This is a genomic window from Ruegeria arenilitoris, assembly GCF_013035425.1.
Lineage (GTDB): Bacteria > Pseudomonadota > Alphaproteobacteria > Rhodobacterales > Rhodobacteraceae > Ruegeria > Ruegeria arenilitoris_A.
In genome coordinates this window covers 14,870-35,256 of the sequence record NZ_WQHX01000010.1, presented here as the reverse complement: position 1 = coordinate 35,256, position 20,387 = coordinate 14,870, and the positions used below count along the sequence as shown (strand labels likewise).

At 57.9% G+C, this 20,387-nt stretch carries 23 protein-coding genes and 1 pseudogene; 12 read left to right on the top strand and 12 right to left on the bottom strand.

Features of this window, described 5'->3' with window-relative positions; translation table 11 throughout:
* Window positions 1-7 precede the first annotated feature (7 nt).
* From GOV45_RS20865 to GOV45_RS20855, 3 genes are read right to left on the bottom strand one after another with little or no spacing between them, the layout of a single operon-like run.
* Window positions 8-1,105, bottom strand: coding sequence for an ABC transporter ATP-binding protein (locus GOV45_RS20865; protein WP_170481714.1), 1,098 nt, complete (start codon window positions 1,103-1,105; stop codon window positions 8-10).
* Window positions 1,102-1,890 carry an ABC transporter permease gene (locus tag GOV45_RS20860; RefSeq protein ID WP_170481711.1) on the bottom strand — a complete coding sequence of 263 codons (789 nt, stop codon included), beginning with the start codon at window positions 1,888-1,890 and terminating at the stop codon, window positions 1,102-1,104. The genes GOV45_RS20865 and GOV45_RS20860 overlap by 4 nt, the downstream gene beginning before the upstream one ends.
* Window positions 1,887-2,768 carry an ABC transporter permease gene (locus GOV45_RS20855; RefSeq protein ID WP_367648710.1) on the bottom strand — a complete coding sequence of 294 codons (882 nt, stop codon included), beginning with the start codon at window positions 2,766-2,768 and terminating at the stop codon, window positions 1,887-1,889. Before GOV45_RS20855 ends, GOV45_RS20860 begins: the two co-directional genes overlap by 4 nt.
* Before the next feature lie 28 nt (window positions 2,769-2,796).
* Between GOV45_RS20855 and GOV45_RS20850 the strand changes: the two genes are divergently transcribed.
* Window positions 2,797-3,519, top strand: a complete 723-nt coding sequence (locus GOV45_RS20850; RefSeq protein WP_170481708.1) for a TetR family transcriptional regulator C-terminal domain-containing protein — start codon at window positions 2,797-2,799, stop codon at window positions 3,517-3,519.
* Window positions 3,520-4,073: 554 nt separating this feature from the next.
* On the opposite strand, the pseudogene GOV45_RS20845 reads toward GOV45_RS20850, so the two are convergent.
* The 8 genes and pseudogenes from GOV45_RS20845 to GOV45_RS20815 all read right to left on the bottom strand — a co-directional run bounded on the left by GOV45_RS20845 (window position 4,074) and on the right by GOV45_RS20815 (window position 8,866).
* Window positions 4,074-4,543, bottom strand: a pseudogene (locus tag GOV45_RS20845) (DDE-type integrase/transposase/recombinase).
* A 51-nt stretch (window positions 4,544-4,594) separates the two neighbouring features.
* A complete protein-coding gene (locus tag GOV45_RS23665) occupies window positions 4,595-4,831 on the bottom strand; it encodes a hypothetical protein (protein ID WP_367648709.1) in 237 nt (78 codons plus the stop codon).
* A gap of 163 nt (window positions 4,832-4,994) precedes the next feature.
* Window positions 4,995-5,456: a D-erythrulose-4-phosphate isomerase gene (derI, locus tag GOV45_RS20840; RefSeq protein WP_170481704.1), complete on the bottom strand. Its 462-nt coding sequence runs from the start codon at window positions 5,454-5,456 to the stop codon at window positions 4,995-4,997.
* A 19-nt stretch (window positions 5,457-5,475) separates the two neighbouring features.
* Window positions 5,476-6,243, bottom strand: a complete 768-nt coding sequence (locus tag GOV45_RS20835; RefSeq protein WP_170481702.1) for a triose-phosphate isomerase — start codon at window positions 6,241-6,243, stop codon at window positions 5,476-5,478.
* 24 nt (window positions 6,244-6,267) lie between these two features.
* Window positions 6,268-6,570: a hypothetical protein gene (locus GOV45_RS20830; protein WP_170481699.1), complete on the bottom strand. Its 303-nt coding sequence runs from the start codon at window positions 6,568-6,570 to the stop codon at window positions 6,268-6,270.
* A gap of 139 nt (window positions 6,571-6,709) precedes the next feature.
* Window positions 6,710-7,333, bottom strand: a complete 624-nt coding sequence (gene dhaL / locus GOV45_RS20825) for a dihydroxyacetone kinase subunit DhaL (protein ID WP_170481696.1) — start codon at window positions 7,331-7,333, stop codon at window positions 6,710-6,712.
* Window positions 7,334-7,336: 3 nt separating this feature from the next.
* Window positions 7,337-8,344, bottom strand: coding sequence for a dihydroxyacetone kinase subunit DhaK (locus GOV45_RS20820; RefSeq protein WP_170481693.1), 1,008 nt, complete (start codon window positions 8,342-8,344; stop codon window positions 7,337-7,339).
* 87 nt (window positions 8,345-8,431) lie between these two features.
* Window positions 8,432-8,866, bottom strand: coding sequence for an RbsD/FucU family protein (locus GOV45_RS20815; RefSeq protein ID WP_170481690.1), 435 nt, complete (start codon window positions 8,864-8,866; stop codon window positions 8,432-8,434).
* Window positions 8,867-8,956: 90 nt separating this feature from the next.
* On the opposite strand from GOV45_RS20815, the gene GOV45_RS20810 reads away from it, so the two are divergent.
* From GOV45_RS20810 to GOV45_RS20760, 11 genes are all read left to right on the top strand, one after another.
* A complete protein-coding gene (locus GOV45_RS20810; RefSeq protein WP_170481689.1) occupies window positions 8,957-9,979 on the top strand; it encodes a LacI family DNA-binding transcriptional regulator in 1,023 nt (340 codons plus the stop codon).
* Window positions 9,980-10,042: 63 nt separating this feature from the next.
* Window positions 10,043-11,122, top strand: a complete 1,080-nt coding sequence (locus tag GOV45_RS20805; protein WP_170481686.1) for an ABC transporter ATP-binding protein — start codon at window positions 10,043-10,045, stop codon at window positions 11,120-11,122.
* 59 nt (window positions 11,123-11,181) lie between these two features.
* Window positions 11,182-12,648 carry an ABC transporter substrate-binding protein gene (locus GOV45_RS20800; RefSeq protein ID WP_170481682.1) on the top strand — a complete coding sequence of 489 codons (1,467 nt, stop codon included), beginning with the start codon at window positions 11,182-11,184 and terminating at the stop codon, window positions 12,646-12,648.
* A gap of 77 nt (window positions 12,649-12,725) precedes the next feature.
* On the top strand, window positions 12,726-13,643 hold the full coding sequence (locus tag GOV45_RS20795; protein WP_170481679.1) for a carbohydrate ABC transporter permease: 918 nt from the start codon (window positions 12,726-12,728) through the stop codon (window positions 13,641-13,643).
* A complete protein-coding gene (locus GOV45_RS20790) occupies window positions 13,643-14,512 on the top strand; it encodes a carbohydrate ABC transporter permease (protein WP_170481676.1) in 870 nt (289 codons plus the stop codon). The genes GOV45_RS20795 and GOV45_RS20790 overlap by 1 nt, the downstream gene beginning before the upstream one ends.
* Entirely contained in the window at window positions 14,512-15,609 is a 1,098-nt protein-coding gene (locus GOV45_RS20785) for an ABC transporter ATP-binding protein (protein ID WP_170481673.1), read from the top strand. The genes GOV45_RS20790 and GOV45_RS20785 overlap by 1 nt, the downstream gene beginning before the upstream one ends.
* Window positions 15,606-15,893 (top strand): hypothetical protein, encoded by a 288-nt coding sequence (locus GOV45_RS20780; protein ID WP_170481670.1) that lies wholly within the window; start codon window positions 15,606-15,608, stop codon window positions 15,891-15,893. Before GOV45_RS20785 ends, GOV45_RS20780 begins: the two co-directional genes overlap by 4 nt.
* The gene (locus GOV45_RS20775; RefSeq protein ID WP_170481667.1) at window positions 15,890-16,828 is read left to right on the top strand and encodes a carbohydrate kinase family protein; all 939 of its coding nucleotides are present in this window, start codon (window positions 15,890-15,892) and stop codon (window positions 16,826-16,828) included. The genes GOV45_RS20780 and GOV45_RS20775 overlap by 4 nt, the downstream gene beginning before the upstream one ends.
* Window positions 16,825-18,009: a Tm-1-like ATP-binding domain-containing protein gene (locus GOV45_RS20770; protein ID WP_170481664.1), complete on the top strand. Its 1,185-nt coding sequence runs from the start codon at window positions 16,825-16,827 to the stop codon at window positions 18,007-18,009. The genes GOV45_RS20775 and GOV45_RS20770 overlap by 4 nt, the downstream gene beginning before the upstream one ends.
* Window positions 18,009-18,842, top strand: a complete 834-nt coding sequence (locus GOV45_RS20765) for a phosphoenolpyruvate hydrolase family protein (protein WP_170481661.1) — start codon at window positions 18,009-18,011, stop codon at window positions 18,840-18,842. Before GOV45_RS20770 ends, GOV45_RS20765 begins: the two co-directional genes overlap by 1 nt.
* On the top strand, window positions 18,839-19,237 hold the full coding sequence (locus tag GOV45_RS20760; RefSeq protein ID WP_170481658.1) for a cupin domain-containing protein: 399 nt from the start codon (window positions 18,839-18,841) through the stop codon (window positions 19,235-19,237). The genes GOV45_RS20765 and GOV45_RS20760 overlap by 4 nt, the downstream gene beginning before the upstream one ends.
* A 16-nt stretch (window positions 19,238-19,253) precedes the next feature.
* On the opposite strand, the gene GOV45_RS20755 is transcribed toward GOV45_RS20760, so the two are convergent.
* A complete protein-coding gene (locus GOV45_RS20755; protein ID WP_170481655.1) occupies window positions 19,254-20,387 on the bottom strand; it encodes a Gfo/Idh/MocA family protein in 1,134 nt (377 codons plus the stop codon).

The following is a 20,387-nucleotide window of genomic DNA, read 5'->3' as shown; positions in this document are numbered from 1 at the left end:
CATTGATTTATTCTGTGTTGGAACCAAGATCGATCACACTGGCTTCCTGAAGCCCCAGCCAAACTGCGTCGCCGCGATTGAAATCAACCGTGTGAAAATAGTTTGGAACCGAGACCGAGATCGGCTTGTCGGTTCCCGCAACCTGAATGTGGTAGTGAATATTCTCACCGTAGAATGCGACATTGCTGACCGTGCCTTGAACAGTTGATGGATAGTTCTCGGGTTTTTCAGCGGTGATTTCCAATTGTTCTGGCCGAATGCCGATGTTCATATCTCTGGCGTTGGTCGCGACGTTGGGATTCCTTTCAATCTCCATTTGACCAAAGGCCTTCGCGTCGATTGAAAGCGTACCGCCACTTTCTTCCAGCAACTGAGCTGGCAAAATGTTCATCTCACCGATGAAACTGGCAACCTGCTGATCGCAGGGCCGCGCGTAAAGCGTGGTTGGCGTATCCACCTGCTTAAGCCGCCCATTGAACATCACGCCGATGCGGTCGGACATTGTCATCGCCTCGTATTGGTCGTGTGTGACCATCACAAAGGTGATGCCTAGCGATTGCTGCAGGTTACGCATTTCAAACTGCATCTGCTCGCGCAGTTTCTTGTCGAGAGCCGACAAAGGCTCATCCAGCAACAACACTTTGGGTCGCATGATCAGCGCACGGGCGAGCGCCACCCTTTGCCGCTGCCCCCCTGACAGCTCACTTGCGCCGCGATCCTCAAGACCGCCCAGCTCCACCATTTCTAGGGCTTCGGCTACGCGCTGGTCGATCTCAGCCTTGGGGGCCTTGCCGCGCAATCCATAGGCTACGTTGTTTCCAACATTCAGGTGCGGGAATATAGCGTAGCTCTGAAATACCATGTTAGTCGGACGGTTGTTGGCAGGCACACCTTCCATATCATGGCCGTCGATCAGCACGGTGCCTTTGGTTGGCTCCTGGAATCCCGCGATCATCCGCAATACCGTGGTCTTGCCACATCCCGATGGACCGAGGAGTGAGAAAAACTCACCTTCTTTGAGATCAAGATTGATCCCGCTAGCCGCCAGGAATGGGCCATAGCGCTTTTCAACGCCCCTGAGTTCTATGATGTTTCTGACTGTCATCGGACCTCTGATGCGGATGAGCGGCGGCGGAAATACTCGGCAAGCACCAGAAGTAGAACCGAAGTGAGCAGCAAGATGGAGCCTAGCGCCAGCACATTGGGAAGCTTGGCGGGAAAACGGATTTGGCTCCAGATATAAACCGGCAAAGTTGGCTGGTTGCCGGACAGAAAAAAGGCGAGGACGAATTCGTCGAAGCTGACTGTGAACGTGACCAGCAAGCTGGCTACGATACCCGGGGAAACGACCGGTAGCGTCACGCGGCGGAAAGTGTCGAACACGCCGACGCCCAGATCGTAAGATGCTTCCTCCAGCGACGCATCGAAGTCGTCAAACGCAGACTTCAGGATCGAGACGGAAAACGGCAGCGCAAGAAACGTATGGCCCAGAACGACGGTCAGCAAAGACGGCTTGAGACCGATAAACAGAAACAGAACCAACATTGAAGAAGCCACAATAATGCCCGGTATAACCAAAGGCAGCATCACCAGACCTTCTGCAGCGCGTTGACCCCGAAACCGGTACCTAACAAAGGCTCGGGCAGCGAACAATCCCATGGCGGTAGATAAAAGTGCGACGACGGTGCCAACGCCAAGCGAATTCCAAAGGGCCTGGATCAAGGTATCCTGCTCGCCAAGCTTCCGATACCAGTCCAGCGTCCAGCCTTTGATCGGAAAGGCAACGATTGTGCCGCTGTTGAACGAAAACAAGGGCAGAAAAAGAACCGGCAGGTAAAGAAAAACCAAATACAGAAAAGCGTAGGCTGTCAGGGTCGAAGGACGTCTCATCTGATCCGCCTCCCAAGCCGAGTGGCGGTAATGACGAACACTATGGCGACAAAGCCAACCGACAGCATCGCGATCAGTGACAGTGTGGCGCCGAGTGGCCAGTTGTTGGCGGCCCCGAACTGCACCTGAATAAGGTTGGCGATCATCTTCCCGTCCGACCCGCCGACCAGTGCTGGCGTTACATAATCGCCTACAGTCGGGATAAAGATGATCAGGCAAGCAGCAATGATCCCTGGGATGGTCAGCGGCAGCGTCACCCGCACGAAGCGTTGAAAAGGGCTGTTGCCGAGGTCGGTGGCTGCTTCCAACAGGCTTGGATCGATTTTCTGCAATGAAACATAGATCGGCAGGATCGCAAATGGTGCCCAGGCATGAGCAAGCGTCAGCACGACTGCAAATTCATTGTAGAGAAGGAAGTCGAGCGGTTCGTCGATCAGACCAAGCATCAGCAGTGCAGAATTCATTACACCGTTGAACCCAAGGATGAGTTTCCAGGCGAATACGCGCAAGAGATAGCTGGACCAGAACGGAATAGTGATAAGCAGAAGCCAGATGGTCTTTTTCCGTGCCTTCATCGCAATGAAATAGGCGATAGGATAAGCCAGTGCGACGGTTGCGACAGTGACCACCCCTGCAATCCAGATCGACCTTAGCATTAGGTGTCGAACCAGAGGATCAGCAAACGCGTCGCTATAGTTTTTGAGCGTCGGCGTCTTATCGAGTGTTACGTAGGTTTGCGTCCAGAACGAATAGGCGATCAGGATCAACAATGGAGCCGCCACCAGAAAGCCCACATAAGCGGTGGCCGGTGCGCTGAGGGTATAGCCCCGGGATGCTTCGCTACGAAAGATCACCCCACCTCCCTTCTCGATTTTCACGAGTCATTAATGGACGATCGTCCATTAAATGTTGCGCCAGAACGGTCTTTCGTGTCAATCTTCCTGTGAGATAGACCTGCGGGATGCCACCAAGCAATTGGAATTATTGGGTAAAGTGGAAAGCTTAAAAGGAAGAAAGCGTGGTTCGAAGCGTGATCCGGAGGCCAAAAAGCAGCTTCTGATCAAGGCGACTCTGGACACTATCGCGGATATTGGAGTTACCGATACCACGGTCAGCCGCATCTGCGAGCGTTCTGGTTTATCACGCGGAATGATCCATTTGCATTTCGGGGGGAAGGACAATTTGCTGACGGCAGCGGCCCAGCATTTCAGTGCCCAATATTATTCCGAGATGGACAGAATGACCGATCTGGGCCCGGATGCGTCGCCCGAAGACCGAGTGATGGCTGTGATCGAGGCCGATCTGTCCGAAGCTCTGCTCAATCCAAGAAGTACAAAAATCTGGCATGCATTCCGGGGCATCGCGAGCTCACACCCAGGCATTGCCCGCTACAGCAGCACTCAAGATCACAGACTTGTCGAGACCTTGCGGCTTGCATTCTCGGAAATAGCCCAACAAAACGGGCGTGACGCAAACTTGGTGGACGATGCCACTAGTGGAACGCTGGCTTTGATGGAGGGTATGTGGGTGAATTATCTTACAGATATGCAGGGCTTTTCGCGACGGCGCTCTGTTAAACTTATCCGAAGATTTTTGTGCGGCCTTTTCCCCGGCAAGTTCAAGTTGTGAGCCCTAGCGACGCTTAGATTTTCGATATATACGAAGCCTCTTCTCGGACAACCGCCCATTGGTTTTGGCAGGCCTCTTCGCGCCTAATTGTCATCCACCCTGCCTTTGACGAAAGACATCGTCTGCATTGTGCTGGAGAAAGGTCTCCATTGCACGTGCAACGTATGTATTCTTCTCGTCCGTCTTCAGGTTGGGCATGTCCGCTATGGGCTGCAGGCAGCCAATCATGCTGCATCGTTAAATGGCAACTTTGTCCGCAACCCGGGCGTAGATCCTGATTATAACAAAGTCCGGTTCTAGCTAAAGCGGTCAGTGAGACGTCCAAGCAGCCGTTGCCGCGTGCCGACTGGTATTGAGAGTCCGGTTTCTGTCGCTTTGTGGACATCCGACAAAAGGGCTCGGATTACCGCATCGAGCCCATTGCTGCCGCTCAAATCCTGGGGCTGAAGAACGGTGATCAGCCACGTCTAAATCTCGCGGGGTACTGTCTGGAAGGACAAGTTCTCCGATCAACGACTAGTTCGATAAGGCCTCAAAAGACTTAGTAGAATGCCCTACTGGCGCTTTTCAGTTCGCTTTTTACTAGATTTAAGCTGTCGATGGAGCGGCGGGATAGACTGGGAGGTGCGCGTCAGCTTGAAGGTGTCTCGGCTGGTGAGAGATCTTTCGTGATTGAAGTGGTTGTATACGGAAGAATGGACGGCGGCGAATTTCTGTAGACTTCGCATGCGCCTGAAGCGTTGCATGGCACGTTCGCGTCGTTGGAACGGCAGGTGCGAATCCTCGACGCGGTTGTTGAGCCACCTTCCCGTCGTTTGTTTTTCGATTACTCCCAAAACTCTGAGCGCAGTCTTGTAGCAAGCAAAGCGATCTGTAACGACGGCTTCGCTTTTCCGTGCCGCTTCATCAATTTCCTGAGGAATTTCAATGCTGCAGCTTTGTTTCTGCGCTTTTTGACAACGGCTTCCAGCACTTCGCCCTCATGATCTACGTCCCGCCACAGATAGTGTCGCTGGCCATTCACCTTCACAAAAAACTCGTCCACATGCCATTTCCATTTTGAAAAGGCTCGGAGTTACTGAACCCGTTTCCTTCGGATCTCAGAAGCAAACACCGGACCGAACCTGTTCCACCAGTAGCGGACGGTTTCATGGCTGACATCGATGCCTCGCTCGTGCAGCAGGTCTTCGACATTTCGAAGTGAAAGCGGAAACCAAATATACAGCATCACCGCCAGGCGGATGATCTCACGGCTGGTTTCGAAATACTTGAAAGAGGCAGGTCTGGTCGTGGGCAAAATCCACCCAACCACCCTGCCCCGCTCAAGACAAGTTCTTCTGACATGACCCCGGTAAGATCAGGACAGGCCGAGACCATGCATTGGATTATTTCCGAGATTAGGTCCTCGGAATTGTTGTCCAGCTGCCGAAGCGGATGATTTTTGATCGTTGATCTTACTTAGCAGCACTCGAATCTCAAACCTTGTTGTACTTCGCGTCGACGTCGCCGATCGCGTTGACGTTTCCAGCGGAACGGCCGTTCTCGTCAAAATCTTGCGTGTTGGCCAGAAAGGCCTCGGCAATGGTTTTCGCGAGCTCCGGGCCAATTACGCGAGCGCCCATAGTAATAATCTGTGCATTGTTTGACAACGCGGCGCGCTCGGCTGAGTAGGTGTCGTGGCATTGCGCCGCTCGGATGCCTGGGACCTTGTTGGCCGAGATCGCGACACCGATGCCCGTCCCGCAGACCAGGATCGCCCGGTCGTACTCGCCCGCGATCACCGCCGAAGCGACGCGATCGGACAGGTTCGCGTAAAAGGCGTCCGGCCCATCCTCGGTTCGCGACACGTCCGCGACGTCGTGGGTCTTGGCGAGGTGCATGGCCAGTGTCTTCGCCAACCCCTCGCCCGCACTGTCTCCGGCAATCGCAATCTTCATGAAGTGTCCTTTCGATACGTCAGATGACATCCGCGCAGGCAGTAAGGATGCCGAGATACCCGTCGACATTCCAGGCCGACCGACCGATAAAAAGCCCGTCTATATGCGGGCAGACGATGAGGTCTTGGCAATTCTCAGAGTTGACCGACCCGCCGTAGAGGCAAGGCGCGGGTCGGCCCAGAATGTCGGTTGCGAAAGCGATTATCTCGGCGTGACGCGCATCTGCATAATCCGTGGTCGAGGGAATGCCGCCGTCACCAATGGCCCAAACTGGCTCATAGGCCATGATCACCGGCGCCGCTTTCTGGTCACCGCGAAGTCCACCTAGTGCGGCGCGCACCTGAGCCCCCAGCACTTCGGTGGCGCGCCCACTCTCCCGTTCGTCTAGCGTCTCGCCGATGCAAATAAGCGGAATAAGTCTATGGCGCACCGCCGCCTCGGTCTTCAAGGCGACCGTCTCGTCGGTCTCACCGAATTGGGCGCGGCGCTCGGAATGGCCGAGTTCGACAATGTCCAGTCCGCAATCGGCCAGCATGACTGGGGAGATCTCGCCGGTCCAAGCACCCGCATCGGCCCAATGCATGTTCTGTGCGCCCACCAGAACTGAAGTCTGGTCGAGAATCCGCGCAACCTCGCGCACGGCCGTGAAGGGCGGAATTACGAACCGCTGGATGCGATCGTCGCAATCGGCGTCGGCTGCCGCAAGCGCCCTCGCAAAGCTCTCGGCTTCAACGAGCGTCTTGTTCATCTTCCAACTTGTGCCGATCCAGAAATCTGCCACCGTCATTTTACACTCGCGCCTTACTGGAAATCAGATCGAGTCGGTTTCACCAGGCCGTCCCTCCGGAGAGGTGATGCATTTCGTGCAACCGGCAGACCGGTCATCGATCTTACAGTTCTTCGGATGCGCATCGCCCAGCATGGCCAATACCATATCGGCGATCGCATTCCGACTTTCCATAGTCTTAATATTCCATGTGAAAGAGACGAGATCACGCCAATAGAACTCTTCCACGACAAGTGATTTCAACGCTTTGGCAACAACGTTTTCGAGGGCCTTTCTGAAGTTTTCGAACCAAGCTGAAACGCGCCCCATGGGCGATGCAATATCCAATTCTTTCCTCCCGTTTTGCGCCACCGTCGTTTGGTCGGCGGTGGCTGATATTCTTTTTACAAGAGTGGGCGCGTTAGCCCGATTCGGGCAAATGGCATTTCGCCGGTGGCCAACGGCGGACCTGACGCGAACGCGCCGATCAGCTCTCTTCGAAGGTTCTTGCCATGGCACGGAGAAGCAACGCGGCTGACGCCGCTCCGGGATCCTTGTGCCCCAGCGAGCGAGCCCCGAGGCGTGCGGCGCGGCCCAGTCTCGCTTGCATCTCGACGGTGGCCTCCGCCCCGATTTCAGCGGCGTCCGCCGCGGCATGGAAAACGGTGGCGGCAGGTTTACCCGCGGACGCCGTCGCTGCGTCCGAGGCAGGCCCCCAAGCATCCAGCATGGTTTTGTCGCCGCGCTCGGCTTTGCCCCGATGCGCAATTCCCTCGGCCATCGCAACAATCAGCCCCGGAGCGTCCCCGTCGCCGAGCACGTCCTTGCCCTTCACCGCAGCGCCGGCGCGCATGAAAGCGGTCGCATAGAGAGGACCTGAGGAGGCGCCGACGGCATTCAGGAACGCCTTCGCCGCGGCATTCAATACCTCGGTTGGCGCTACACCGTCTAGCTCCACCAGAGCGGTTCGGATGGCGCCGAAACCGCCAGCCATGGCGACGCCATGATCGGCATCCCCGATCTCGCCGTCGAGCGCACAGAGCTCATCGCGCGCAGCGTCCATCGCGTCGGCGGCGGCCAGCAGCATTGCTTTCACATCATTGCCGTCCATCGCTCAGACCACCCGGAACATGGCGCAATGGCAAGGCCGGTCGATCAGGCGCTGCAACTCGTCATCGAGATGCATGAGCGTGACCGAGGCGCCAGCCATTTCCAGCGAGGTGCAATAGTTCCCGACCCAGGTGGCATGGGTCGAAAGACCGACCGCCTCAAGGCGCGCCTGCACCCGCCTGTTCATGATATAAAGCTCCATCAGCGGTGTTGCTCCCAGACCGTTGACCAGAACGGCGACCCGATCGCCGCTTGCCGCGCCCATCTCATCGAAGATCCGGTCCATCATTTCGTCCACGATCTGGTCGGCCTGCTTGATCGGTCCGCGTTCGATCCCCGGCTCGCCGTGAATGCCCATGCCGATTTCCATCTCGCCTTCAGGCAGATCGAAATTCCACCGCCGCGTCTGCGGCAGCGAACACGGACTCAGCGCGACGCCCATGGTGTAAGTCCGCGCATTCGCATGCCGCGCCACGCGTTCGACGTCGTCGAGGCTCATCATCTCATCTGCCGCAGCTCCCGCCGCCTTGAAGATGAAGAAGTTGCCCGCCACACCGCGCCGTTTTTCGATCTCGTCGCGCGGGGCCGAGGCCACGTCATCTGTGGTCAGCACGGTGCGCACCTCGATATCGTCCATCGCCGCCATCTCGGCCGCCATGTCGAAATTCATAACGTCGCCTGCATAGTTCCCGTACATGAAGAGCACGCCTGTGCCGCCGGAGACCTCCTTGACGCATGCTAGCGCGGGATCGGGCGGGGGCGAGGCAAAGACGTTTCCAATCGCCGCCGCGTCCGCCAGCCCCTGCCCCACAAATCCGACGAAGGTCGGCTCGTGCCCCGACCCGCCCCCGATGACCAAACCGACCTTGCCGTCACGTGGCCCGTGTCGCGCAATGATCGCCCGGCCCGAGTCTGCGGAGGTGCGCAATGTGTCGCCATGCGCCAGAAGTATCCCGTCGAGCATTTCATCGACCGCGTCGTCTCCGTCGTTGATGATCTTCTTTGTTTGCATCGCGTGAATCTCCTCTTACGCAACCCACATCTAGCCCGCTTTGCACCGCAGTTTGCAAGTCCAATTGCCGTAGCCGTTCACCGTCGATCAGCTTGGCGGCACAACGCCCTTCTGCAGGATGATATTGCCATAGAGACGTGTCTCGGCCGTTTGTACGATGCAATAGGTCTTGCGGGCCTCGACATAGAACTCGTGCCGTTCCACGCCCCTGATCTTGGCGGGATGATCCGCCGTCTCATCGATGATCTTCTGGAAATCGGCTACGATGTCGGGAACGGTGTCAGGGTCGCCGACAACCTGCATCGTGCGGGCCGGGTGATCGACGTAGGAATCAAGAGGCATAATCGTCAGGATTGCCCTCAAAACCTCAGTTGCGCTGGCACCCGCGAGACGCTCGATTCGCGCGGCACAAGCTTCTGCCGGAAAATTCGCATCTGCGATTACCAATTCATCACCATGACCCATCGCCTTGAGATGTCTTAACAAATCGGGTGTCAACAAGTTGGGAATTCCAATCAGCATCTGTCCCCTCCCTTCGCCATTCAACTTCAGCTACGAATTTGATTGACGTACATCACGACATACCTCAAGATTTTTCAATAGGGAGGATCAATGACACGTGTGACTGCGCAGGACGTAGCCAAAGAGGCTGGAGTAAGCCTTGCGACGGTGGATCGCGTGCTTAACAAACGCAAGGGCGTGCGTGAGGCAACGATCCAACGTGTGGTCGAAGCGATGGACCGTTTAAACTTCGTACGCGACCAGACGGCCGCCAATCTTGCTAGGGGCCGGTCCTATACATTCACCTTTATTGTTTCTGCAGGTGAAACCGCCTTCTTCAACGACGTCCGCGCCGAGATCGAGACAGCAAAACACCAGGCCTCCAAAGAACGCATCCGGATCAATTCCATCGCCGTTCCGCCGCTCGATCCACGTGCGATCGTCGACGCAATTGACGACTTGGGCGAGGAAATCGGCGACGGGGTCGCATTGGTCGCGGTAGAAAGCCGAATCGTGCGTGATGCTATTACGGCGCTTCGCAAGCGCGGCGTGCATGTGATCTCGTTTATCTCCGACATCCCGAATTCGGAGCGCGAACGATTTGTCGGCATCGATAACGTTGCTGCCGGACGGGTTGCCGCCAGTTTGCTGAAACGCTTTGTCTCACCCCGATCCGGAGATGTGGCGGTCGTCGCAGGCTCCGGCACGCTGCGGGACCATGTGGAGCGCCGCATGGGCTTTGAACAGGTGATGCGCGCCGAATGCCCTGAACTGAACGTTCTTCCCTGGATCGAGGGTGAGGAACTGGCGGGGCTGGTCGAAGAGAAGCTTTCAAATCTGCTGTCAGAAAACCCCAACGTGATTGGGATCTATAGTCTAGGGGGCGGAACAAGGGGCGTCATCGACGCGATCGAAACTGCGAAGCAGGACATGTGCGTGGTGACTACAGAGCTTTCGGAGCACACTCGCGCCGCATTGATCAACGGTACGGTCGACGCGGTCTTGGTGCAGGACCCGAGCCATGAGGTTCGCAGCGCCATCCGCGTACTGAAGCACCTCACCGACGGCACGCCGGTGAATGAGAAACAGGAGCGGATTCGGATCGAAATCTTCGTGCGCGACAATCTGCATTGAGGCTGAACAAATCGTGCATGAAGCACCGTAGGGGAGAGACATGGGTATGAGGGGCGAGAACATATGTCGGAGTTGAAGGTCAATAACCTGCGGCGCACATACGGCAAGGTCCTGGCGCTTGACGGGATGTCGTTCGACGTGGCCGATGGCGAGTTCTTTTGCCTTCTTGGCCCCTCGTCTTCCGGCAAGACAACCACCCTGCGCGCTATATCGGGGCTTGAAGAGCTTGAACACGGTTCGGTACACTTCGCAGGTCGCGATGTCACCGAAAGCGCGGTGCAGGGTCGCGGCATCTCGATGATTTTCCAGACCTTCGCGCTCTACCCTCACCTGTCAGTGGAAGCAAATCTGGCGCATCCTCTGCGCCGTTCGGGTGAAAGTGCGTCGGACATTAAAAAGCGCGTCGGCGAGGTGGCCGAGCTTTTGCGGGTGACACACACCCTCAAGCGCAAGCCGACAACGCTCTCGGGCGGCGAGCAGCAACGGGTGGCCATCGGGCGCGCCATCGTGGGACGCCCGAAGCTGTTACTGCTGGACGAGCCTCTGACCAATCTCGACGCCAAGCTTCGCGATGAGATGCGAACTGAATTCAAAAGGTTACACAGAGAGCTTGGTATGACTATGCTCTATGCAACGCCGGATCAGATCGAGGCGCTGACAATGGGCGACCGGGTAGGTGTGATCCGGGAAGGCAAGGTTGTCGCAATCGGAACACCACGCGATCTCTACGGTGCGCCGACAAACACCTATGTGGCCGGCATGATCGGCTCACCACCAATCAACTTCGTGACGGCGACCGCTCCAAGCGACGGTGAGATCGCGTTGCCCTTCCTCGATCAGCCCGTGGAGGCACCGGGTGTCTCCAGCGGGCAGCCGCTGGTCGTCGGGCTTCGGCCGCATGACATTGCGCTGGCCAACGGAGAGGAAGGTGGCATCCCGGCCAAGATCCACCTTACCGAACCACTGGGCGATGTCACGATTATCGATATTCGAACCCGAGACACCGACATGAAGATGGTTCTTCGTGAAGAGGTCGCGGCCAGGTTCAGAGTGGGCGACGAGATCGCCGTCAAATTCGACCCGAGGAACTTGCATTTCTTCGATCCATCAACCGGCGCGCGTGCCGCGCACGCCGCCACATAGCTTTGCGGGAGAGCAGCAAGAAAAAGCCTGAAAAAGAAAGCCAACTAGTGGAGGAGACTATGAAAAGAATCAATCTTATGAGCACCCTGATGGGTGTTACAATTCTTGGGGCAGGACTGAGCGGTTCGCCCGCCATGTCGGCCGACGTCACGATCACAATGGCGGCGCCGGACTGGCCGCCGACACGCTTCATGAAGGAGCATTTCGACCAGACATATACCTCGCCGGACGGTCACACCACGACGCTTGATATGGACTTTATCCCGTGGCCCAGCTTCTACGAACGCGTCGCGGCCTCGCTGACATCGGGCGAACAGAAATACCAGATGATTGTGACCGACAGCCAGTGGCTGGGAGCATTTGTCGAAGGCGGGTACTACATGAACCTGACCGACAAGATCAACCAAGACCCCGAACTGACGGCGATCATGCAGGACCTGCATCCGGCACTGGTTTCAGCCTATTCGACATACCCGCACCGGACCCGCGCACAACTTGAAGAAGCTGGCGAGGTGCCGGCACCCGGTGTGAACTATTACGGTTTCCCACAGTTCCCGGACACCTATGTCACCTTCTACCGCGAGGACATCTTTTGCAACGAAGGTGAAATGGCCGCGTTCCAGGAGCAGTACGGAACCAATCTGCCGTGTTCCTATGAAGACTGGCAGGACACGGACTGGACGAAATGGGGGCAGATCGGCGAGTTCTTCCAGCGCGATGCCGGCGAGATGCTTGCGGGCGAAGAACTGACCGAGCCGTTCTACGGCATCGCCTATCAGGCCGGCAAGGGCTATGACTTCTCGACCATGCAGGTCAACGCCTTCATCTGGCAGCAAGGCGGCGACATCTGGGATGAATCGAAAGCTCCTGAGGCCCAAGCCGAAGGCGTGGTGAACTCGGATGTGTCCGTTGCGGCCTTTGATGAGTACCTCAGCTATCTCCAGTACATGCCGCCTGTCGCGCAGACCGGTCAGATGGACATCTTCGTGATCCAGGACCTCTACATGCAGGGCAAGGTCGGGGCGATCATCGACTGGGTGGGTCTGGGCGAACCTGTGCTCGACCCGAGTGCGTCGACCGTGCACGACAAGTCGGCTTTCGGCCCCGCCCCGGGCACACGCCAGGCGGACGGTTCGATCGACCGGACCGGCAATATCGGCGGACAGCCCTTCGTTCTGACCACTTGGAACTCAGACGAGGTCGTGAACGAAGCTCTCAATGTCGTGAAGTGGTGGCTAAACCCCGAGACCCAGCTCGCTGCCGTGGCGAATGGTGGTCAGTCCGGTCTGATGAGCGTAATGGCCATGCCGGAATACAACGATCTACGCCCGTGGAACCGCGCACATGTCGAGATGATCGATTGGCAGAAGGACGTGTGGCACATCCCTGAATTCTTCGAAATGCTAACCCAGCAACAGGAAGAGTTCGACAAGGCGATCACCGGCCAGCAATCGGCCAAGGAAGCCTTGGATAACGTCGCAGCGTTCCAGCAGGAGCTTCTCGAAGACATCGGTTTCATCGAGTAAGCGGTTACTCTACGCAGGGTCCGGCTTCGGTCGGGCCCTGATTTCCCAGATTTCTCCTAACGAGGGCGGCCCTTCATATGGCGGACACTGCATCTACCAAAGGCGGTTTTGGCGCTTGGCTACTCGATCCGAAACGGCGGGGGGCGCTGCTGGTCACGCCCGCAATACTGATCCTTTTCGTGATGAATATTTTCCCGCTTCTTTGGTCTTTTGGCTTGAGCTTCTTTAATTACAAGGCGTCTAGTCAACGTGTTCCGCGCTTCAAAGGGCTGGACAATTACGGCGACGTCTTGACCGACGAAAAGGTGTGGGAACGGTTCCAGACAACCGCAATCATCGTTAGCTCCTCAGTTCTCTTGCAATTGATTGTCGGCTTTCTGCTGGCCTTGCTGTTTGCAAAGGCCTTTCCCATGCGCCGTATCGTGTTGATGCTGGTACTGACGCCGATGATGTTGTCATTCGTCTCGGTCGGCGTGTTCTTCAAGCTGTTCTACGAGCCGACTTTCGGAGTCGTGAGTTACGTGTTGAACATGTTCACCTCGGAGCCGTTCGTCATGCTCGGTTCGCCACAAGGTGCAATTATCGGGATCGTGATTGCTGATGCATGGATGTGGTCGCCCTTTGTGATGCTTCTGGTTTTGGCCGGGCTCGTGTCGGTTCCGAAATACCTTTATGAGGCAGCAGAGATCGACCGCGCCAGCAAATGGCGCACGTTCCGGACTATCACCTTTCCTTATATCAAATCCCTCCTGTTGCTTGCCGTGCTCTTTCGTACCATCGAGACATTCAAGCTTTTCGATATCGTCTACATCATCACGGAAGGCGGACCCGGGTCGTCGACCGAAACGATCGCGGTATATCTCTACAGAACCGCCTTCCAGTTCTTCAAAACCAGTCAATCCTCAGCACTCGCCTATTTCGTGCTCTTCATCGTGATCGTGCTGACCAACCTCTATCTTTATTCCGTCAACCGGCGCGCCGAGGAGGTGAATTGATGGCTCGAAAACATCGCGAAATCGGCAAGGCCGGATGGGGTTACACAGCGGTCGCCTCGGTTGTCGGACTCATATACTTCTTCCCTGTGCTTTGGATCATCCTGACTGCCTTCAAGACTCGAACGGACGCTTTGGCCGTGCCGCCGAAACTGTTCTTTACACCCACCTTCGAGAATTTCACCAGCGTCTTCTATCGCGCGTCGATTACCACGGGCAGCAGCCAAGCGACCGATATGGGCCTCTACTTCTTCAACTCGATCTTCATCGCATTCACTTCGGTGGGGCTAGCCCTGATCGTCGGCACAATCGCGGCCTATGCATTCTCGCGCTATCCGCTGAAAGGCAACGACACCTATCTCTTCATCATCCTCACTACCCGGATGATGCCCCCGATTGTCGTGATTATCCCGATTTTTCTGATGTTCCGCCTCAGCGGTCTGGCCGGCAGCTATTGGGGTATCATCCTGCTCTACACCGCCTTCAACATTCCGTTCTCGGTCTGGTTGGTGAAATCCTTCTTTGATGAATTGAACCCCGAAATTGAGGATGCCGCCCGAATGGACGGCGCGACCGAACGGCGGGTTTTCTTTAACTTCTGCATCCCGCAAGTCCTTGCGGGCCTGTCGGCCACCTTCGTATTCGGGCTGATCTTGACTTGGAACGAGTTCCTTTTTGCCCTCCTCCTTACCGGGGTTGAGACGCGGACCGTGCCCGTCGCAATGGCGCGCACGCTTGGTGGAGAAGTGGGCGTGGATTACGGCCTGCTGGCGGCGATCGTGACCTTGTTCCTTATCCCGATCTTCTTCGTCACATTCCTTCTGCAGAACCAGCTTCTGCGCGGTGTCACTTTCGGAACGGTCAAGAAATAATGACGATCAAACTCAATAAACTCACCAAACGTTTCGGGTCGCTGACCGCCGTCGATGCCATTGACCTGGACGTGGGCGACGGCGAAGTGCTCTGTCTGCTCGGTCCGTCGGGCTGCGGGAAAACAACCACCCTGCGAATGGTCGCGGGGCTTGAAGCGGCCACGGAAGGCGACGTCATGCTCGGTGGAAAACGGGTAAACGAACTGGCGCCGCGGCAACGTAACGTGGCCATGTCGTTTCAGTTCTACGCGCTTTATCCGTCGCTTTCGGTAGCCGATAACCTTGCCTACCCTCTCCATGCCGAGAAGCTTTCTGGCGCCGAGATAGAAAAGCGCGTGGCGCAGGTCGCGAAGACCCTGCAGCTCGAGAGCATCCTGAAGCGCACGCCAAGCCAACTCGCCGAAGGTGAGAAACAGCGGGTTGCCGTCGGCCGCTCGATCATCCGAGACCCGCAGTGCTTCCTCTTCGACGAACCGCTCTCACGTCTCGATGTGCAACTGCGGGAGGAAATGCGTGGCGAGATCAAGGAGGTCCTGCAAGACCTGTCCCGCCCTACCGTCATTGTGACCCACGACCAACTGGAGGCGCTGACGATGGCCGACCGGATTGCCGTCATGCGCGATGGACGGATCGAACAGGTCGACACGCCGCACAACGTCTTCCAATCCCCGTCCAACCTCTTTGTTGCGGGCTTCATCGGCACACCGCAGATGAACCTGATCCCAGCGACCCTGAAGGGATCAAACGGCGACGGCTTGGCGGATTTCGCGTTCGAGGGCGAGCAGTCACTGAAGATCAAGGTCGATCCGGCGGTATCCAAACTCTCGCCAGGCGCGAAAGTCACACTCGGCATTCGGCCACGAAACCTCGAGATGAGCGTTGAGCCCACCGAAGACAGCCTGTCGACAAAGATCGACATGGTCGAACCGATGGGAGCCGAGACCCTCGCCCACATGCATGACGGCTATCACGATCTGCGACTTGTGACAGATTGGCGTGTGCCATTGTCCGAAGGCGACCTTATGCACACACGGTTCCCGCCGGACACAACGCATATCTTCACGGAAGACGAACAGGTTTTAAGGAGCGCGCCATGACCGCAGCACAGGCGAAACTGATTGAACGGTGCATCATCGGACTTTGCGTCATCTCGATCATCTTCATCTTCCAGCCGTTTTCGTTGCAGCTCTTCTCGATTGGCTGCGTGACGGTGGTGATCGGCGCACTGGCCTTCAACCTTGTGCCGCTTTGCCGGGAAGGCGTGCCTTTCAGTGCCCTTCGGAAAGCTGTTATCATCGTGCTGGTTATCCTTGGTGTCGCCGCCGCGCTCGGCGTGGGGACCGCATTTCTCTACGTTGAATACCTGGAAACCCTGAGATGAGTCGCTTCGATGTGTCCGTTGTAGGGCTCTATATTCTCGACATTTTGGGGCGTCCGGTCGTGGCGATCCCTGAAGGCGGTAATGTCGATTTCATCGACGAGATCCGGCTGACGGTTGCGGGCACGGCGGGGGGCACGATTGTCGATCTGGCGAAACTCGGGCTGAACTGTCAGGCGGTTGGAGCCGTGGGCGACGACGAGAAGGCCGATTTCGTCCTTGACCACATGGCCCGCCTTGGCATCGACTGCCACCTCATGCAGCGGCTCGAAGGTGTCGAGACCTCGGCCACAATCCTCAATGTTCGCCCGAATGGCGAGCGCCCAGCGCTCCACTGCCGCGGCGCTTCGGATCACTTCGACGTGTCTGACGACATGCTGCGCAAGGTTCTCGACTGCCGCTTCTTCCACCTTGGCGGCACCGGCCTTCTGGCTAAGCTCGATGGCGCACCCAGCGCGCGACTTCTCAAGGCCGCGCAGGAGGCAGGCTGCGTGACCACTTGGGACCTCGTGGGGGCGGGGCCGGACACATGGCAGGTCGTCGAACCACTCCTGCAGCATATCGACTACTTCATTCCATCCATCGAAGAAGCGGAGATTCTGAGCGGCATCTCAGGCGTGGAACAAAACATCAGATTCTTCCAATCGCGCGGCGTGAAATGCCCCGTTCTGACCATGGGCAGCGAAGGCTCAATCATCGCGGATGGCGAAGACCGCATTCACGTCCCCGCCTATGACATAAAGGTTGTCGATACGACCGGCTGCGGGGATGCCTTTACGGCAGGCTTCATCGCCGGGCTCGCCGACGACCGCAGCTTGACGGAGGCCGCACATCTAGGCACGGCATCAGCATCGCTTGTCGCCAGCGGTTTGGGTTCGGATGCCGGGATCGTGGATCGCGCACAGGTCGAAGCCGAGATGGCCCGCTGGCGCCAATGATTGCCGGGGTAGCAGGCACGTTCGACACCAAGGGCAAGGAGCTCTCATACATTGCCCAGCTGATCCGCGCGGCCGGGTTGGAGGTGCGCACCATCGATCTTGGAACCACTGGTCAGGGAAGCGCCACCATCTCGGCCGAGACCGTTGCCGCCTACCACCCTGATGGGGCCGAGGCAGTGCTAACCCAAACGGATCGGGGGGTCGCTGTCGGCGCAATGGCTTTGGCCTTTGAGACCTATGTGCGCGAAGCCGACTGGATCGGCGGCCTGATCGGCGCGGGCGGCTCCGGCGGCACCGCACTTCTGGCCCCTGCCATGCGCGCCCTGCCCGTCGGCACACCCAAGGTTCTGGTCTCGACGGTCGCCAGCGGCAATGTCGGTTCCTATGTCGGTCCAAGCGACATTGCGATGATGTACTCTGTCACCGACGTGCAGGGGCTGAACCGCATCTCAGCGCGCGTCCTGGGCAACGCAGCCCATGCGCTTGTCGGCATGATGCTGAACGAGGTGCCGGCTGTTGATGCGAAGCCCGCCATCGGCCTGACTATGTTCGGCGTCACGACGACAGCGGTCAGCCATGTCGCGGACGCGCTTGCAGTCGATTTCGATCCGCTCGTGTTCCACGCCACCGGGACCGGCGGTCGCTCGATGGAAAAGCTCGTCGACAGCGGCCTGATCGGAGCCGTGCTCGATCTAACGACGACCGAAGTGGCTGACATGCTGGTGGGCGGCGTTTTCCCGGCGACGGAGGACCGGTTCGGCGCAGTGATCCGGACAGGCATCCCTTACGTTGGCTCCGTCGGCGCGCTGGATATGGTGAATTTCGGCGCGCGCGAGACCGTCCCAGAGAAATTCGCGGACCGGACGTTCCATGTCCACAATCCGCAAGTGACGCTGATGCGTACGACACCGGAAGAGAATGACAAGTTCGCCGCTTGGATCGCAGAGCGGTTGAACGCGATGACCGGCCCGGTGCGCTTCCTGATCCCCGAAGGCGGCGTCTCTGCCATTGACGCACAGGGGCAGCCGTTCCACGACCCCGAGGCGCTGGCCGCCCTGACCCACCGATTGCAGGCCGACGTGATCCCGACGGAGAGCCGCCGTCTGGTATCTGTGCCACACAACCTCAACACGACCGCGTTCGCCGACGCCGCTTTGACCGCCCTGAAAGAGATCATCTGATGCCTATTCCCCGCTCCGAAATCCTCTCGCGCCTTCGCTCCAAGATCGCCGAGGGTCGCCCGATCATCGGCGGTGGAGCCGGTACGGGCCTTTCCGCACGATGCGAGGAAGCGGGCGGTATCGACTTGATCGTGATCTACAACTCCGGACGCTACAGGATGGCCGGGCGCGGGTCGCTGGCCGGCCTGCTCGCTTTCGGCAACGCGAACGATATTGTGGTGGACATGGCGAAGGAGGTTCTGCCAGTCGTAAGGAACACACCGGTTCTGGCGGGCGTCAATGGCACTGACCCATTCATGATCCGGGACAAGTTCCTCGACGATCTGATCGCGCTCGGGTTCTCTGGCATCCAGAACTTCCCCACCGTCGGGCTGATCGACGGCACCTTCCGCACCAATCTCGAAGAAACCGGTATGGGGTACGGCCTGGAAATCGATCTGGTCGGCGCCGCGCGGGAAAAAGACCTTTTGACAACGCCCTACGCATTCACCCCGAACGAGGCGCACGCGATGGCCGCCGCCGGAGCTGACATTGTCGTCGCGCATATGGGCCTCACCACTGGCGGTGATATCGGAGCCGAGACCGCGCTCAACCTCGATCAATGTGTGAGGGAAATCGACGCGATGGCCGAAGCGGCGCGCGACGCCAGCCCGGACGTCATCGTTCTTTGCCACGGTGGCCCGATCGCGATGCCGGGCGACGCCAGTTATGTGCTGGAGAAAGCGAAGGACTGTCAGGGCTTCTACGGTGCCAGCTCGATGGAGCGTCTGCCCTCGGAAACCGCTCTGGTCGCACAAACGCGCGCCTTCACCGAAATCGGAGAGAAGAAATGACAGGAACTTTCATGATGTCTGCCGACACCCCACCCGAAGAGCTCGACTGGGGCAAGCTCCGGTGGATGTCGCACCCGCCCTCCACGGGTGCCGGGCAGCTCACCGTGATCGAAGTGAACATCACGCCCGGCAATGGGCACGACTTCCACAAACACCCCGATCAGGAAGAGGTCATTTACTGCATCTCGGGCAAGGTCGAACAATGGCTAGATCAGGAAATGCGGATTCTCGGCCCCGGTGACAGCGTTTTCATCGGCGCCGGCGTCGTCCATGCCAGTTTCAACGTCGGTTACAACGACGCCAAGCTTCTTGCCATTCTCGGGCCCTGCGTCGGCGATCAGGGATACGAGTTGGTCGACGTGGCCAGCGAAGCGCCCTGGAAGGACCTTCGCTAGCCAATTCTGGCCCAAGCTACGGCGCTTCCCACTGCCCCGTTTCTGCCGACTTCAGAACCGCATCCGTCACCAGATCGGTTTTGTGTGCATCGGCAAATGTCGGCGCTGCTGGAGTGCCGTCGAGACCGGCGATGAAGTCCGCCACCTGATGCACAAAGCTCTCTGCATAACCAATTGAAAGCCCTGGCACCCACCAATTGCCCATATAGGGGTGGTCGCCGTCCGTGACATGTATAGAGCGCCAACCGCGTTCCGTGCCTTCGTCGCTATGATCGAAATACTGGAGCCGGTGAAGATCATGCAGGTCCCAGATGATCGAGCCGTTCTCACCATTGATCTCGAGCGTATAAAGGGCCTTGTGACCCCGCGCATAGCGAGTCGCCTCGAAGAGCGCCATCGAACCATTGCCGAACCGGGCCATGAAGGCACTTGCGTCGTCGATGCCGACCGCCTCAATCTTGCCGGTGAGGTTGTGCCGCCGCTCTTTGATGAAAGTCTCTGTCATGGCAGTAACCTTTTCGATACTGCCGTTCAGCCACATCGCAGTATCGATGCAATGCGCCAGCAGATCGCCAGTGACCCCCGATCCCGCCACCGCCTTGTCCAGACGCCAGAGCGCTTCGCCGCCTTGCGGCAAGTCGTCTGCAATCGTCCAGTCCTGAAGGAACTGCGCTCGGTAGTGGAAGATCCGCCCCAGTTTGCCGGATTCAATCAGGTTCTTGGCGTGAGTTACCGCCGGAATGCGCCGGTAATTGTACCAGACCATATTGGGCACACCTGCCTTTTCCACCGCCGCCACCATCTCGACCGACTCCACAGCAGTCCGCCCAAGCGGTTTCTCACACATCACCATCTTGCCCGCTTCAGCCGCAGCGATGGCGATGTCGTGATGCATGTCGTTTGGCGCGGCGATATCGATCAGGTCGATGTCGTCTCGCGCCACCAGCGCCTGCCAATCGGTCTCGACACTGCCGTAACCCCACTGATCCGCAAACGCCTGAGCCCGTTCCTTGTTGCGCGCGCAGACCGCCGTAAGTTCCGGCTCATAGCCGAGATCGAAGAATCGAGGCGCTTGAGTGAACGCGTTCGAATGCGTGCGCCCCATGAACCCATAGCCGACCATGCCAACCCTTAGCTTTTTCTTGCTCAT

Excerpts from the sequence above, each read along its gene's own strand:
- GOV45_RS20865 (WP_170481714.1), bottom strand. The coding sequence starts at position 1,105 with ATGACAGTCAGAAACATCATAGAACTCAGGGGCGTTGAAAAGCGCTAT.
- GOV45_RS20860 (WP_170481711.1), bottom strand. The coding sequence starts at position 1,890 with ATGAGACGTCCTTCGACCCTGACAGCCTACGCTTTTCTGTATTTGGTT.
- GOV45_RS20850 (WP_170481708.1), top strand. The coding sequence starts at position 2,797 with ATGTTGCGCCAGAACGGTCTTTCGTGTCAATCTTCCTGTGAGATAGAC.
- derI (WP_170481704.1), bottom strand. The coding sequence starts at position 5,456 with ATGAAGATTGCGATTGCCGGAGACAGTGCGGGCGAGGGGTTGGCGAAG.
- GOV45_RS20835 (WP_170481702.1), bottom strand. The coding sequence starts at position 6,243 with ATGACGGTGGCAGATTTCTGGATCGGCACAAGTTGGAAGATGAACAAG.
- dhaL (WP_170481696.1), bottom strand. The coding sequence starts at position 7,333 with ATGGACGGCAATGATGTGAAAGCAATGCTGCTGGCCGCCGCCGACGCG.
- GOV45_RS20820 (WP_170481693.1), bottom strand. The coding sequence starts at position 8,344 with ATGCAAACAAAGAAGATCATCAACGACGGAGACGACGCGGTCGATGAA.
- GOV45_RS20815 (WP_170481690.1), bottom strand. The coding sequence starts at position 8,866 with ATGCTGATTGGAATTCCCAACTTGTTGACACCCGATTTGTTAAGACAT.
- GOV45_RS20810 (WP_170481689.1), top strand. The coding sequence starts at position 8,957 with ATGACACGTGTGACTGCGCAGGACGTAGCCAAAGAGGCTGGAGTAAGC.
- GOV45_RS20805 (WP_170481686.1), top strand. The coding sequence starts at position 10,043 with ATGTCGGAGTTGAAGGTCAATAACCTGCGGCGCACATACGGCAAGGTC.
- GOV45_RS20800 (WP_170481682.1), top strand. The coding sequence starts at position 11,182 with ATGAAAAGAATCAATCTTATGAGCACCCTGATGGGTGTTACAATTCTT.
- GOV45_RS20795 (WP_170481679.1), top strand. The coding sequence starts at position 12,726 with ATGGCGGACACTGCATCTACCAAAGGCGGTTTTGGCGCTTGGCTACTC.
- GOV45_RS20790 (WP_170481676.1), top strand. The coding sequence starts at position 13,643 with ATGGCTCGAAAACATCGCGAAATCGGCAAGGCCGGATGGGGTTACACA.
- GOV45_RS20785 (WP_170481673.1), top strand. The coding sequence starts at position 14,512 with ATGACGATCAAACTCAATAAACTCACCAAACGTTTCGGGTCGCTGACC.
- GOV45_RS20780 (WP_170481670.1), top strand. The coding sequence starts at position 15,606 with ATGACCGCAGCACAGGCGAAACTGATTGAACGGTGCATCATCGGACTT.
- GOV45_RS20775 (WP_170481667.1), top strand. The coding sequence starts at position 15,890 with ATGAGTCGCTTCGATGTGTCCGTTGTAGGGCTCTATATTCTCGACATT.
- GOV45_RS20770 (WP_170481664.1), top strand. The coding sequence starts at position 16,825 with ATGATTGCCGGGGTAGCAGGCACGTTCGACACCAAGGGCAAGGAGCTC.
- GOV45_RS20765 (WP_170481661.1), top strand. The coding sequence starts at position 18,009 with ATGCCTATTCCCCGCTCCGAAATCCTCTCGCGCCTTCGCTCCAAGATC.
- GOV45_RS20760 (WP_170481658.1), top strand. The coding sequence starts at position 18,839 with ATGACAGGAACTTTCATGATGTCTGCCGACACCCCACCCGAAGAGCTC.
- GOV45_RS20755 (WP_170481655.1), bottom strand. The coding sequence starts at position 20,387 with ATGAGCAAGAAAAAGCTAAGGGTTGGCATGGTCGGCTATGGGTTCATG.